This window comes from Dryocola clanedunensis subsp. sulfonylureivorans (assembly GCF_016756775.1).
GTDB classification, from domain to species: Bacteria; Pseudomonadota; Gammaproteobacteria; order Enterobacterales; family Enterobacteriaceae; genus Dryocola; species Dryocola clanedunensis.
Window position 1 is genome coordinate 217,353 of sequence record NZ_JAERMU010000003.1, and the last position, 13,444, is coordinate 230,796.

The 13,444-nt window shown below is 53.4% G+C and carries 13 protein-coding genes; 6 read left to right on the forward strand and 7 right to left on the reverse strand.

Annotated elements, in window-relative coordinates; all coding sequences use genetic code 11:
• Nucleotides 1-22: 22 nt before the first annotated feature.
• Nucleotides 23-1,072: an S-methyl thiohydantoin desulfurase domain-containing protein gene (locus HYQ67_RS04475; protein ID WP_202301809.1), complete on the reverse strand. Its 1,050-nt coding sequence runs from the start codon at nt 1,070-1,072 to the stop codon at nt 23-25.
• 28 nt (nt 1,073-1,100) lie between these two features.
• Nucleotides 1,101-2,717 (reverse strand): OPT/YSL family transporter, encoded by a 1,617-nt coding sequence (locus tag HYQ67_RS04480; RefSeq protein WP_202301810.1) that lies wholly within the window; start codon nt 2,715-2,717, stop codon nt 1,101-1,103.
• A 178-nt stretch (nt 2,718-2,895) separates the two neighbouring features.
• On the opposite strand from HYQ67_RS04480, the gene HYQ67_RS04485 reads away from it, so the two are divergent.
• From HYQ67_RS04485 to HYQ67_RS04500, 4 genes are all read left to right on the forward strand, one after another.
• Nucleotides 2,896-3,663: an IclR family transcriptional regulator gene (locus HYQ67_RS04485; protein WP_202301812.1), complete on the forward strand. Its 768-nt coding sequence runs from the start codon at nt 2,896-2,898 to the stop codon at nt 3,661-3,663.
• A gap of 767 nt (nt 3,664-4,430) precedes the next feature.
• Nucleotides 4,431-4,778 (forward strand): RamA family antibiotic efflux transcriptional regulator, encoded by a 348-nt coding sequence (locus tag HYQ67_RS04490; RefSeq protein ID WP_202301814.1) that lies wholly within the window; start codon nt 4,431-4,433, stop codon nt 4,776-4,778.
• A gap of 347 nt (nt 4,779-5,125) precedes the next feature.
• Nucleotides 5,126-6,337, forward strand: coding sequence for a tyrosine transporter TyrP (gene tyrP / locus HYQ67_RS04495; protein ID WP_202301816.1), 1,212 nt, complete (start codon nt 5,126-5,128; stop codon nt 6,335-6,337).
• 95 nt (nt 6,338-6,432) lie between these two features.
• Nucleotides 6,433-7,005 (forward strand): TetR/AcrR family transcriptional regulator, encoded by a 573-nt coding sequence (locus tag HYQ67_RS04500; RefSeq protein ID WP_202301818.1) that lies wholly within the window; start codon nt 6,433-6,435, stop codon nt 7,003-7,005.
• Nucleotides 7,006-7,110: 105 nt separating this feature from the next.
• On the opposite strand, the gene tsr is transcribed toward HYQ67_RS04500, so the two are convergent.
• The 3 genes from tsr to HYQ67_RS04515 form a co-directional block, all read right to left on the reverse strand.
• Entirely contained in the window at nt 7,111-8,820 is a 1,710-nt protein-coding gene (gene tsr, locus HYQ67_RS04505; RefSeq protein WP_202301820.1) for a methyl-accepting chemotaxis protein, read from the reverse strand.
• Between the two features lie 108 nt (nt 8,821-8,928).
• A complete protein-coding gene (locus HYQ67_RS04510) occupies nt 8,929-9,444 on the reverse strand; it encodes a PadR family transcriptional regulator (RefSeq protein WP_202301821.1) in 516 nt (171 codons plus the stop codon).
• A gap of 10 nt (nt 9,445-9,454) precedes the next feature.
• A complete protein-coding gene (locus tag HYQ67_RS04515) occupies nt 9,455-10,219 on the reverse strand; it encodes a siderophore-interacting protein (protein ID WP_202301822.1) in 765 nt (254 codons plus the stop codon).
• 262 nt (nt 10,220-10,481) lie between these two features.
• Here HYQ67_RS04515 and HYQ67_RS04520 point away from each other — a divergent pair, with 262 nt between their 5' ends.
• Complete coding sequence (locus HYQ67_RS04520; RefSeq protein WP_202301823.1) at nt 10,482-10,697, forward strand: HP1242/YdcH family protein; 216 nt, start codon at nt 10,482-10,484, stop codon at nt 10,695-10,697.
• 352 nt (nt 10,698-11,049) lie between these two features.
• Complete coding sequence (locus tag HYQ67_RS24290) at nt 11,050-11,772, forward strand: NlpC/P60 family protein (RefSeq protein WP_202301824.1); 723 nt, start codon at nt 11,050-11,052, stop codon at nt 11,770-11,772.
• Between the two features lie 56 nt (nt 11,773-11,828).
• Here HYQ67_RS24290 and yqfB read toward each other — a convergent pair whose 3' ends face one another.
• Together yqfB and HYQ67_RS04535 are read right to left on the reverse strand one after the other, a co-directional pair.
• On the reverse strand, nt 11,829-12,137 hold the full coding sequence (gene yqfB / locus HYQ67_RS04530; protein WP_408626184.1) for a N(4)-acetylcytidine aminohydrolase: 309 nt from the start codon (nt 12,135-12,137) through the stop codon (nt 11,829-11,831).
• Between the two features lie 54 nt (nt 12,138-12,191).
• A complete protein-coding gene (locus tag HYQ67_RS04535) occupies nt 12,192-13,394 on the reverse strand; it encodes an NAD(P)/FAD-dependent oxidoreductase (RefSeq protein WP_202301825.1) in 1,203 nt (400 codons plus the stop codon).
• Nucleotides 13,395-13,444: the final 50 nt, after the last annotated feature.

Consider the following 13,444-nt stretch of genomic DNA (forward strand, 5'->3'; position numbering starts at 1 on the left):
GAAATCTCCCTGCCGCAGAATGTTATGCGGGTGAAAAAGTTTTACCGAGCAGCGCTTCGAGCGGCTGATACAGCTCCTGCATGAACATGGTTCTGGACAGCAACAAATGCTGCGCCGGGACGAGCACAACCCGAATATCCATCCCCTCACGCACATGCGCCGAAACCACAGGTTTCCCCTCGGCGGTAAAGGTCATCAGCAGGTCCGGGAAGTTAGCCACGGAACGATCGTTCTGTTCCAGGATCATGTATTCATTAACAAATCGCAGCACGGTCGCCGCCTGATCGGCCAGCTCAACGTTGCCCACGTCCAGGCCGCCAACCTGTTCGCAGCTGTAATGTTTAACGATGCCACGGGCAATTTCTTTACCCTGTAAGCAGCGCAGAGCGCCCTCGTAGCCTTCGTTCAGCCATGCATGACCCAGCGCGATCGCCTGGCTAATCGCGCCAGGTGCTCCGTGGCGACAGGCGTATTCCACGGTTACGGGGTTACGCGCCACGGCGACCATGCCGCCTGCTTCAACGGATGCCCGACGAACGACGCCGGAAGCCTGTTCCAGCCCGCCCTGGGTAAGACCTTCAACATAATGCCCGGCATCTCCGCCCGCCCACGCCTGGACCGAGCGGTAATCTTTCTCACGATGCAGCCCCAGCGCCCCCATCATTCCGGTTGGGTGTGCCCGACCGTTACAGGCTAAATCCATGACTGGCAGGCCGCACATGGCCGCGTGGAACCAGCCGTTAGATGTTGTTTCCGCCCCATTTTCATTCGTATTAAGCGCGACTATCTGCTGGTCTTTCGGTAGCGCGTCACGCAGGAGATCGATGGTTCTGATCAAATGTGCTGGTTTCAGGCAGGGGTTCGGTGCGGCAGGTGCCCCCACCAGCGCGACGGTAGCCGTCAATCCGTCGGAGGGAAATTCATCTGCGCTCCACAGAGAGACGTCGCCGACGGCCAGGGCAAGCGTAGCCGCCTTTTCTCCGGCAGCGATCATGCCCCCGCCGCCGCCGCCAAGAATTGCCCCGCCGTAAATGGCGGCCTGGATATCGTCCGTTGTCAGTTTGCGTTTCATTTTATTTTCTCTTTTATCGGGTACAGGATTATTTACGCAGCGCACCAATGGCGCTGCTGAAGAAACTGAGCAGCGCGTCGCCAGCGATGACTCCGCCCGCAAATACTTCCAGGCCTTTACGCCGTGCTGGAGCGACAAAGCGGTTGACCAGCATGCGAACCAGAATGCCGCTCAATACCAGCCATCCCGCAAGCGGGCTGGCGATGAGTAAACCGGTGGCGAACAGCACGCCAAGCTGCTGGCGGGAGCCGCCAATAAACTGCAGAATTGCCCCTGGAATGGCCCACATGACCAGTTTCCACGCGACATCCGTGGAGATCCCCGCTTTGATCGTTGCGACATAAGCCGCATTAATTGGCGCGAATTCACCGCGGCTGAAATAGAGGTGATAGCTGAGGGCGACAACGACAATCGCCACGGCGAAGCCGATCATCGCAGCGATAAGCTGCTCTTTACGTCCCGCGAGGTCGAAAGCCTCACCTTCTCCGGCGCGCAGAATCGTACCGGTTTTTAAATCGAACCCCATATCCGCAAAAGCCGGGCCTGTCGCCGTCGAAAATCCGGCCAGCACAACCAGCGCCACGGGGGGGAATCCAAGCAGCATGCCAATCAACAGGGTAATAAGCGCAACGGCAAAAGCGGGAAACCAGCCGGAGTGCATGGCCGCAATGCCGACGATCAGCTCGTGAACAAAGGCAACAAAAGCACCGTACAGCACAAAACACAGCAGCATGGTCGGCGTCATCTGCGTATACAGCCCTGTGCCGATACACAGCAAAATCATTATTCCCAGATACCCTAACGCCCCCAGACGCATCGCCTTACTCAGGCGCGCGCTGTCTTTATCCGCTGCGGTTGTTGAGCTTCGTCGTGGCGAACCCTGACGAAAAATGATGCGTGATACCTGAAAGAGCGCCACCAAACCTGCGCCGATCATCATGCCGTGCGGCAGATACATAGCGGAGATATTCAGACCAAACCAGGCCTCAGAATAGCCACGAATAACCAGGCCAACCCCGAAGGCTGCCATCGCCCCGAAGCCACCAATCAACGCGACACCAAACGCCGACATTGGCAGATGGAGAAGCGCGCCGGCGGCGCCGGTCAGCAAGCCAACAAGCAGAGTCCACGCCTGTTTGCCGCCCTTGTCACCGGCGCGAATGGCTTCTGCCGCCGCGACGCCCGGAGGCCAGGGATTGCTCGCCGGAAAGGCGGGGGTATCGTACATTCGGTAGAGCAGCCAGCCGTCGAGTAGCATCGCCAGACTGATGCCGACCAGCATCGGCGCCACCATCTCCGGCAGGCCGAACAGCCAGGGAATACCTATCGGCAAAAACAGGCTGTTTGCCGCGCCAAAGGTGGCTGAAGAGATACTGGTCTGCGCGAGGTTTTGAACATGGATCGATCGGAATCCTTTAAACAAACGCAGCGGCAGACGTGAAAGTGACATAGCGGCCAGCGCGCCAATCAGCGACGTGCTCGGCGTGATGCCAAGGCTTGCCAGCATCTGAATACCGACGATGGCCCCGAAAATACTCAGCAAAATGACCAGTATCAGATTGGAGGGTGCCAGCGCACGGGGATGGGTGTAGCGTACTTCCGCCCCGCCACTCTCTTCGGCAGGCGTGGTTAATGGATGAGTCATGGTATCGCTCCGGCAGACAGGTCAAACTCCATTTCCCCCTGCGCTGTGTTTGTTGTTGTGTTTTGGTTCCATTTTATGGAACCTAGTTGTTATATTTGGAACATTAATATGTTGCCCTTATGTAGCGTTGTCAAGCACACTGTACGCCGGCTGATGGAAGCGCTGAAACGGGGAAATAATGAGTACGCTTGCAAATGCAAAAGATGTTCTGCAGTTGATTGCTCGCTTACAGAGGGGCGTCACGGTCACGGATGTGACTATCGAATTGGGGTTAGCGAAAAGCTCTGCCTCACGCACATTGAGCATGATGGCGGAATACGGTTTTCTTGAGCGGGATGTCACGACGCGGGCCTACCGTCCGGGGCCGGTTGTCATGGAAGCCTCCTGGCAATTTCGGGCCGCCCACACAACGGCGTCTCTGGTCGAAGAGGAGCTGGAGCTGCTGGTGCGTGGCTCCGGTTACACCGGCTACGTGAACGTGCTGGAAGGGTCTGACGTGATCGTTATTCATATGCGTACGGGCACCCGTTCGCTACAGGTCTATACTCCACCCGGCTCCCGTGCTCCCGCCTGGGCAAGCGCCGCAGGCAGGGCTGTTCTGGCAAGTTTGCCCGAGCAGGAACGCGCGGCTTATCTGCCCGTCAATTTTAGCGATCCTCTGGGCACCGAACCGCAATCACTGGAGGAGTTAACGACCCGCATTGCACAGATAAAAACTTCCGGCTGGGCATTGTCCCGGGGCGAGTACGTCAACGGCATCGCCGGTATTTCTGCCGCGGTAAAAGATCCCAACAATGGGCAGCGTTACGGGTTTGGGCTGGCTATCCCCTGCGAAGAGTTAAACGACACGCTAGTGACCCGCTGGGGAACGGCGGTTCGGGATGCCGCCCGTCGCGTGGGTAAACGTTTAGGCGACCCGTTCTGGTTATCATTCCAAGATAACTAGTTGAATAAAATGGATATTGTTATTTTTCACAGCGCGGTGCAAATTCTGACCTCCCAAAGTCGATTGGGCCCGTCAGCATTTTCATAGCCGTGAGGGCTACCGGGTAAGTCACTCTTCTCAGATATTTACCAAACTGATGAGAGAGAAAACATAGCTGCGTCATAAGGACCTCTTATGGTGAACAATGGGAACCTGGTTGTCTGTTACCCCATCCTACAGATGATTCACTGCAAGGTGCTGAAGTCTATAAGCCTGCGAGTAATGCTGACGCTAACCATTAGCAGCATAATTCACCTTAATATTTTGTTAACACGCTAAAATCGCAGTTAATAACATCATTTAACGGTTTATTAAACTACCTGCAACCAGAGAAAAAATGATCTAAATCAATATATATGCATAAACACGGTGAATGGTTTGTTCTGGCAGGCGGACTGTTAATCAGTTGTTTTAGAAAGTATTTGGACTGTTTTTGACCTAATTTCAGGAAATGCAGGTTCTCATTTACGTTCCTTCGCGGTGGCATCAAAAAGAGGGATGCGATAAAACAGATAAGAATCATTCTTATTTGCCTGTTTACGGCAAAAGAGATAAATGCCGATGCTGACATTTATTAGATTCGACACCGCATGAACTGGTGCTGTGATAGCTCATGCCTGTGTATTTGTTGCTTTTTAAGTAATGAATCTGGCAATTTTTTGGCGTCAGTTTACCCGTATTACAGCGACCTCTTCTGTATCCGGGTCGTGTAAAGAAGGGGGATACCGATGACGATAGCAGTACAAGTTATAGAAGTTGTTGTCGAATGGATTGATGACAACCTCCACCAACCGCTACGCATAGACGATATTGCTCGCCGCTCAGGCTACTCAAAGTGGCATCTGCAACGTCTGTTTGTTCAACACACAGGTGTTACCTTAGGACGATATATTCGTGAAAGGAAAATTTTTCGGGCTGCGCAGGATCTGCGAGAAACAAAGGAAAGAGTCTGCGACATTGGCATGAAGTACGGCTATGAGTCACAGCAAACTTTTACCCGCGTTTTTACCCGCCGATTTAACCTGCCGCCTGGCGAATATCGCAAAGCCTTTACGAGGGTCCGGTTATCGGGCTGATCTTTTACTAAGGTGCGGCCTGACATTGTCAGGCCGCTTAGATTGCTGACAAAGAAGGAAAAAGCGTGATTTTTCCTTCTTTGTGATAAACAGGCGAAAACCAATGAATTGATTTTCCTGGTTATTTATTCGGTGAGTCCTTTGCGAAACGCATTCGCTTTAGGTTTGTCATCAGTCTGTGCGGCTGGATATTGTCAGGCCGCTTTTTCATCCTCAGCAGGTAGTCACGCAGGCGCTGTGTAATTATTTCATTACACATACCGTAATCCTGATTTGACGCATTAAGCAATTTCCCTTACCCTGCGCGGCACAATATCGCCAGTAAAAGAATAAATGCAGAGGAAAGCGTGAAGAACCGCACTCTTGGTAGTATTTTTATCGTTGCCGGAACCACTATTGGCGCAGGAATGCTGGCTATGCCGCTGGCGTCCGCCGGCGTGGGGTTTGGTGTGACCCTGCTGTTGCTGCTGGGGCTGTGGGGGCTGATGTGTTATACCGCACTGCTGCTGGTTGAGGTTTACCAGCATGTCTCGGCTGATACCGGGCTTGGCACCCTTGCCCGCCGCTATCTTGGCCGCCCTGGCCAGTGGCTGACCGGATTCAGTATGCTTTTCCTGATGTACGCCCTGACGGCCGCTTACATCAGCGGGGCGGGCGAACTGCTGGCCGCAAGCCTGAGCCAGTGGCTATCCAGCAATGTGCCTGCCACAACGGGCGTGCTGCTGTTCACCGTCGTTGCCGGGGGCATTGTCTGTGTCGGCACGCACATGGTGGATATGTTCAACCGCGTATTGTTCAGCGCCAAAATTATTCTGCTGGTTGTTATGCTGACGCTGATGATGCCGCATATTCACCACACCAATCTGCTCACCCTTCCCCTTGAGCAAGGGCTAGCCCTTTCGGCTATTCCGGTCATCTTTACCTCTTTTGGTTTTCACGGCAGCGTGCCAAGCATCGTCAGCTATCTGAACGGCGATATGCGCAAGCTGCGCTGGGTCTTTATCATCGGCAGTGCCATTCCGCTGGTGGCTTATCTCTTCTGGCAGCTCGCGACGCTCGGCGCTATTGATTCAGGCGTATTTAGCACGCTGTTGGCCGAACACTCGGGCCTGAACGGCCTGCTGCAGGCTGTGCGTCAGGTTGTTGCCACACCACACGTTGAGCTGGCCGTTCATCTGTTTGCCGATCTCGCGCTGGCCACCTCTTTCCTGGGCGTCTCCCTCGGGCTGTTTGATTATCTGGGCGACCTTTGTCAGCGCAGCCGCAAAGCCTCTGGCCGTTTACAGACGGGCCTGATGACCTTTGTCCCGCCGCTTATTTTTGCGCTCTTTTATCCGCAGGGGTTTGTGATGGCGCTGGGCTACGCGGGTGTAGCCCTGGCGATCCTCGCGCTGATTATTCCGTCGCTTTTGGTCTGGAAAAGCCGCCAGGATCAAAACTTGTCCGGCTACCGCGTGGTGGGTGGCAAACCATTACTGATCCTGGTATTTGCCTGCGGAATTGCCGTGATTGTGATTCAGGCGCTGATTGCTGCAGGCGCACTGCCGGAAGTGGGCTAAGCCAACCACAGAACTCCCCGGCTCTCTTCGACAATGACAAAGCCGCGCCAGATTGTTATCTTTCGCGTCTGCTCAACGTCTATGAAGAAGCCGGGATGAAAGAAAAAGGTGCCGAACTTAAAGTCAAAATTCTCGACGCGGCCATTACGCTGTTTACCGAAAAAGGCATCGAGAAAGTCACGACCCGCGATGTGACCGAGCTGGTCGGCATTGCCCGCAGCCATATTTATCACTACTTCCCCGACTGGCAGACATTGTGCCTCAACGCTTTAAGCCGCTTTATGGGTACCGAGCTGGAAGCCTACGCTCGTAAAACCGCCCCCCTTCCTCCTGAACAGGCCATGACCGTATTCATTGAAGATTATCTGCCCGATCGCGCTGATGCCATTTGGGAGCTTTATGGCTCTCTCTGGCGGCTGGCGGTGCATAACAAAGCGTATGCCGACCTTGCTCTCGAAATGACAGAAAAGTGGGATGCCCTGCTGGCGGGGATTATTGACAGAGGCGTTCGCAGCGGCGTCTTCCGCGAAATTAACATTCCGCGCGTGACAAGGCAGATTAGCGCCCTGCTGAACGGCTATTCCGATCAGCTGATCATCGACAGCGCTCCGCTGGCACGCGAGCAGGTGCTGGATGATATTCAGGCTTTCGTAAAGCTTGTGCTGTAAGGGAAACTGAATGGAAGAAGGGCTCAGACGTGAGCCCTTAACGATGTATCTGGGTTAAGCGCTTCGCCGGAAGCGCTTATTTGTTGCTGATCCCGTCTTAAAGAATCAGAAGGTTTCCCAGTTTTCATCCGGGGAAGTCACGGGGGCAGCTTTACGCGGAGCTGCGGCAGGCGCAGCAGAAGGTTTAGGAGCCTTCACGCTCTTGACGACTTTCATGCCTCTCACTTCTTTGGCCTCCGTGGTTTCTTTCACCGTATTTCGGCTGATGCGGAAAACAGAAACGGCATGGGTCAGACGGCTGGCCTGCTCTTCGAGCGCAGCGGCGGCAGCGGCGGATTCCTCCACTAACGCAGCATTTTGCTGGGTGACGCGGTCCATTTCAGCCACCGCAAGACCTACCTGGTCAATCCCCTTACTTTGCTCATCGGAAGCAGAGGCGATTTCGCCCATGATGTCGGTGACTCGGGTCACGGCACTGACGATTTCCCCCATCGTTTCGCCGGCGCTCTCTACCAGGGTCGAGCCGGTATCCACTTTGCTGACCGAGTCCTCAATCAGACCTTTGATCTCTTTCGCCGCCTGGGCGCTACGCTGCGCCAGGTTACGCACTTCACCTGCAACCACAGCAAATCCGCGCCCCTGCTCACCTGCACGAGCCGCTTCAACCGCCGCGTTCAGCGCCAGAATGTTGGTCTGGAAGGCAATGCCGTCGATAACGCTGGTAATATCAGCAATTTTCTTGGAGCTGCCGGCGATGTCGTTCATGGTACGCACCACGTTATCCACCACTTTGCCCCCGCGCTGGGCCGTTTCCGATGCGCTAAGGGCCAGCTGGCTTGCCTGACGGGCATTTTCCGCGTTTTGCTTCACGGTAGCGGTCAGCTCTTCCATGCTGGCAGCCGTTTCCTCAAGGGAGGCCGCCTGCTCTTCGGTGCGGGAAGAAAGGTCGTTATTTCCAGCTGAGATTTCACTTGCACCGCTGTAAATCGCATTCGCGCCGTTACGCACGTTGCCAACGGTGCTGACCAGCTCAGACTGCATGTTTCTCAGGCTGTCGGCCAGTTGTCCCATCTCGTTAGAGCCTTCAACCTCGATTCTGCGCACCAAATCACCCCCGGCAATATGGCGAATGCTGGCGATCAGGCTGTTCAGCGGCGCTATCAATGCACGCTGAATACCCAGCCAGACGCAAATAATGACCACCAGAACAGCGATCAGAATGGTTATCAGGATCCCTATAGCCAGATGGTAAGAGCTATTGTTGTCCTCCACGGCCAGCTGATACAGGCGGTCATTTTGTTCAAGGTAGCGGACATACTGCTGTTCAAAGTCGTCCTGATATTTCTGCGTCGGCTGGTCGAAGAACTCATTGATCTTCCCTGACCCCAGCAGCTGAATCAGCTGTGCCAGCGCCCCATGGTAAATCTCGTAGTTGCGTTTAATCTCACTGCTGGCTTCGCTGCTTTGGCGAGGATCCCGCGGCAGATCTTCATAAATCGCCCACTGCTCTTCGGCACGCTTCAGAGAAGTGCTGGCGATTTGCATCAGTTCAGTCACGGTGGAACCGCTGCCGGTGCTGGTGGTATCCATCATGTAACGGATACCGGCGCGGTTAAGGGTGTTACGGGTTTGCAGCAGTGCAACCCAGCTTCCGTTCAGCGTAGACTGCTGCTGACGGATGGTTTGCAGGACGGTGAAGTTTTCCTTATCACTTTTGAGGGCATTGAAGAACAGCCCGCCAGAGGTTAATTGCAGCATTCCGAACAACGCCAGCACAATCAGCAGGCTGGTGACAACTTTTATACGATTTAACATGCTTTCCCATTCTCATTCCAACAGATGCATAGGGTTTCGGCACGTTGGGGGAAAACTTTATACTTAATCGTAAATCAACCGACATTATCTTAATTTTCAAAAAAACGCTCAGCTGCGCTCGATATCTTTCGCCGCCTGATCGAGGGTATCGATAATCCGATAGAGCGTCTCCCGGGGTAAATCTCCTTTCCCAAGCCTTGTATTAAGCGCCATTTTAAAATTATGAATAGCGCACTGCATTTCCGGTATGCGACGGTTATCGCCCAGCACGCCCAGCGTTTCGAGACGTCTGAGTATCGCAGTCACCTCTTCTCTCTGCTGTTCAAGGGAGGCCGTACCTTCCGGGGTCAAGGCCCAGACTTTCTTGCCGCCAGGCTCCACCGCGGCTGAGATAGCCCCCATTTCCTCAAGTAACGTCAGGTTCGGATAGATAATACCCGGGCTGGGCACATACTCGCCCGAAGCCTGCGCCTCGATAGTTTTGATCAGCTCATAGCCATGGGCCTGGCGGGTAGCCAGACAGTTCAGAATCAGCAGGCGAATATCCTGAGCATCAAACAGTTTTTCACGCCGATGACGCGCCTTGCCTTCAGGGATACCGTGGCCGTCATTTTGCATTCGCATGTTGCGCCCTCTATTTACGGTGCCAGTAAGCTACGGCACGAACGTAGTCACTATCAAGGTTCCTGGATGTCTTTAGCTCATCACTCATGCGCTTCACCGCCTCACCTTCGCCAGTGATCCACACAAAATAATCCTCGGCCGGGATACTCAGCGCCTTTAACCGCTCCGCAAGCGCTGTCTCGTCCAGATATTCAAGGGCCACGTGCGTGAAATCGCTGAGGTACTGATGAACCTCACTATGATGACTGTTCACCAAAACCTGCACGGTTACGTTTTCCGGGAGCGTCAACAAACGACGACGCACTGCGGGTAGACCAGTCTCGTCGCAGACATACAGCTGAAAAGCATAATCAGTTGGGTACACCAGCGAGCCACGCGGCCCACCGATCATCAGGGTATCTCCGGGCATCGCGCCTTCAGCCCATGCGCTGGCCACCCCTGCATCGTGAATATAGAAGTCTATGGTCAGTTCATTACTATCCGCATTAAAGGCCAGCGGAGTGTAATCTCGTGCCTGTGGACGCGGCCCGTCACCCCAGACAATTCCTTCGTTGGTGATTTGTGGAAGCTGAACCTCGCCGCTTTCAGCCGGGAAGAAGAGTTTAATGTGGTCATCAAAGCCCTGTGAGTTAAAGCCGCTTAACTGTTCGCTGGTAAAGACAATGCGGTCGAAACAGCCAGCAACGCGTTGCTTTTCTTTAACGATCAGCTCACGAAATCTCAGCTCATTTTTTAGGCGGCTGGGTAATTTTTCTTTGTTGTGTTGTACGGTCATCGTGCGCTCTCTTGTTCTGTAAGATATATCATAGAGCTGTTTTATCACGTCACCAAAGGGCTGTCTTTCGCATTTTACGGCATTAATTTTCTCCCACCTTGCCGTGCTGACAGGGGTTGTGCGCTACGCCGATCGCAAATTGACAAACCCATACGATTCCATGCTTCCTTAGTGGCCGTCTCGCCACTACACTGACTCTGGCAGTTAAGACTCATGCCCGGTAACACCCCATTCACCGACACACGTCTAAGGGAGGTTTGATATGTTTCCTGAATATCGCGAACTTATCACCGAGTTAAAATCCGCAAACCCACGTTTTCTCAGCCTGTTCGATAAGCACAATAAGCTCGATGATGAGATCCTGCGAAGGGAGGGCCCACAGGGTAATGGCTATTGCGAGAAGGTCATGCAGTTGAAGAAAGAGAAATTGCGGCTTAAAGATGAGCTTTATCAGATGTTAAAAAACGCCAGCCAGTAATCTCTAAACGAGGAAGGGCCAGCCCCTTCCTTCTCCAGCGGTAAAAAACGCTCAAATCAATCTAAAGATCGCACTCAATTCACGCGATCAAATATTTAACATGTCACAGTAAAAGGTATTTCGCGCTGTTATTCATATTACGATGAAAATGAATATGAATTAGTTACCGTAAATTTGTGCATTTTAGGAATATACAGGGATAGAAATTCATTCTCCTTATGGTTAGTATGCGTACTCAGGATTTGTGCCTCTGCGGTGAATTATCTCACTAGCGCAAGGGCTAATGTAATACAGGATTTCATCGAAATCACAGACGAATGAGATGAAGTGCCAGGGAAGCAGAGTATTAATTGTGTCGAAGTTCTTACTGAAAATATTGTTGCTGGTTGCTTTTATCATTTCACCTTTTTTTGCGCCCCACGCCTCAGCGGCGCGCACGAGCGATTCCCATCACAAAACCACTAAGTCCCAGCACAAGGCGACAAAGCCCCATCACAAAACCACTAAGTCCAGCCACAAAGCGACAAAACCTCATCACAAGACAGCTAAGTCCAGCCACAAGGCGATAAAACCTCACCACAAGACAGCTAAGTCTCATCACCAGACGGCTAAGTCCAGTCATAAGGCCACCAGGTCTCATCACAACATGGCTAAGTCCAGCCGTAAGACGTCTAACTCCTTTGGCAAGATAGCTAAATCCAGTCGTCGGGTTTCTGAAGTGGGTATCTCGCGTTTTTACAGTAACTGGAAAGGCGTGCGCTATCGTCTTGGCGGCACAACCAAAAAGGGCATTGACTGTTCCGCATTGACGCAGCGCGCATTTAAAAAAATGAATATCCGCATTCCGAGAACAACGGGTGGGCAGCTTGCTCGTGGAAAGCGCATTCCTAAAGCCAAATTACAGTTCGGCGATCTGGTATTCTTCAGAACATCCCGCCATCAGCGCCACGTTGGTATTTATATTGGTAACGGCAAATTTATGCATGCCTCAAGGAAAAAAGGCGTGACTATTTCACGACTGGCCAATCAATACTGGGCCGCACATTACGAAACATCAACGCGCATTTCTTCTTAACAGCGCTGCCGGAATTAATCCGGCAGCGTTTGCTCTTAATCTTCATGTTACTGACATTATTCGATTAATTTAAAAGAAATGACGTACAGTTCTTCCAGCCCCGGGTAAATATCACCAATCACCTGCTTAAGCTCTGACAGCGTCATATTTTCCTGGCGTGCATGCTCTTCCGACAGTGCATCCAGCCGCACGGGCGCTACGCTGTTCACCTCAATAGTACAAAAGTAAACATCATCTTCGTAGCGTCCGACACGCAGCCGTTGCCCAACCTGAAAGTGGGATTCGGCTTCATCGCGCAGCGTAATGGTTTTACGTCCGGCGACGATATCGGTTTCAAAACGCGCAAAGAAGGTCATGTCGTTCATGATGTGCATCCTCTGTAACCAGGCAAAGGCGCACATCATACCGTCTACGCTTACTCAGACAAATGCGGCAAGAGGATCTGCGGTTTCAAACGCAATCTGACGGTCCGCTTTTGGAGGATAGATAAGTTCACTGGTGATAGAGAGCTTCAGCTTCTTCGCCTCCCCTCGCGTCAGCTTGACCTCCTGCTCCCAGCCTTCGCTATAGACAGCGCCCCAGTTGCCCAGGTCCAGACAGGTGACGTAATTCACCTGACGGTAGGTCAGCGGCTCCAGGTTCAGCAGCGAACAGGCCGCGTTATGTCCGACGAAGCGGCCCAGCATAATTGCATGCTGGCATGTCATCAGCGCCACGTTACCTTTGTCATCCGTTGCCGCGCGGGCAACATCGCCAGTGGCAAAAATATCGTCATACCCCGGCACCTGCAGGAACTCATTAACGTGCAGACGTCCCTGAGCGTCACGCTGCGCGGCAAGCTGCTCGGTTAATCCGTTTGCCTGTACGCCCACCGTCCAGATAACCGTGTTCGACTCAATGAGCTCCCCTTCGGCCAGCAGGATGCCCTGCTCGTTAACTTCAGCAATCTCGGCGCCCAGACGCCATTCAACGCCCAGTTCATCACAGGCCTGTCGGATAACATCGCGCAGTTCTTCACTCCAGCGCCCACCAATCACGTCGCCGCGCTCAACAACAATCACACGAGGCGCACTGCCTTCCCCCAGAATCTGGCGCAGGCGGTGCGGTAGCTCGGTCGCCACTTCTATGCCGGTGAAACCGCCGCCGCAGACAACCACGGTGTCGCGAGCCGGGCCGTCCGGCTGCTGGCCGAGCTGATTGATGTGCTGTTCAAGCCGCAGCGCAGTTTCCAGCTGGTCGAGATCGAAAGCGTGTTCTGCAGCCCCTTTCACCAAATCACGACGTAGATGGCTGCCCGTTGCCAGTACCAGACGATCGTAATGTTCGACGGTGCTTTCGTTTTGTGCATTGCGATACCAGACGCATTTCGCTTCCGCATCGATTCGCTGGGCCTCGCCCTGCACAAACTTTACGCCGGTGACGTTAAACAGCGGCAGCAGCGGAGACACCAGCGTTTCTACTTTCTGCTCATAAAAACGTGGGCGAACGCGCAGTTCAGGCTGAGGAGCAAGCACCACGATGTCAATGTCGCTGCGCTGATGCATAGACGTCAGACGAGCGGCGCTGAGGGCTGCCCACATACCTGCAAAACCAGCACCGAGAATCAGGATCTTTTGTTTCATTGGATCTTCCTTCAAGAAGTAAATGCCACCGACGGGCCACTGACTGCGAC

Excerpts from the sequence above, each read along its gene's own strand:
- HYQ67_RS04480 (WP_202301810.1), bottom strand. The coding sequence starts at position 2,717 with ATGACTCATCCATTAACCACGCCTGCCGAAGAGAGTGGCGGGGCGGAA.
- HYQ67_RS04515 (WP_202301822.1), bottom strand. The coding sequence starts at position 10,219 with ATGACCGTACAACACAACAAAGAAAAATTACCCAGCCGCCTAAAAAAT.
- HYQ67_RS04475 (WP_202301809.1), bottom strand. The coding sequence starts at position 1,072 with ATGAAACGCAAACTGACAACGGACGATATCCAGGCCGCCATTTACGGC.
- yqfB (WP_408626184.1), bottom strand. The coding sequence starts at position 12,137 with ATGAACGACATGACCTTCTTTGCGCGTTTTGAAACCGATATCGTCGCC.
- tsr (WP_202301820.1), bottom strand. The coding sequence starts at position 8,820 with ATGTTAAATCGTATAAAAGTTGTCACCAGCCTGCTGATTGTGCTGGCG.
- HYQ67_RS04490 (WP_202301814.1), top strand. The coding sequence starts at position 4,431 with ATGACGATAGCAGTACAAGTTATAGAAGTTGTTGTCGAATGGATTGAT.
- HYQ67_RS04510 (WP_202301821.1), bottom strand. The coding sequence starts at position 9,444 with ATGCGAATGCAAAATGACGGCCACGGTATCCCTGAAGGCAAGGCGCGT.
- HYQ67_RS04520 (WP_202301823.1), top strand. The coding sequence starts at position 10,482 with ATGTTTCCTGAATATCGCGAACTTATCACCGAGTTAAAATCCGCAAAC.
- HYQ67_RS04500 (WP_202301818.1), top strand. The coding sequence starts at position 6,433 with ATGAAAGAAAAAGGTGCCGAACTTAAAGTCAAAATTCTCGACGCGGCC.
- HYQ67_RS04535 (WP_202301825.1), bottom strand. The coding sequence starts at position 13,394 with ATGAAACAAAAGATCCTGATTCTCGGTGCTGGTTTTGCAGGTATGTGG.
- HYQ67_RS04485 (WP_202301812.1), top strand. The coding sequence starts at position 2,896 with ATGAGTACGCTTGCAAATGCAAAAGATGTTCTGCAGTTGATTGCTCGC.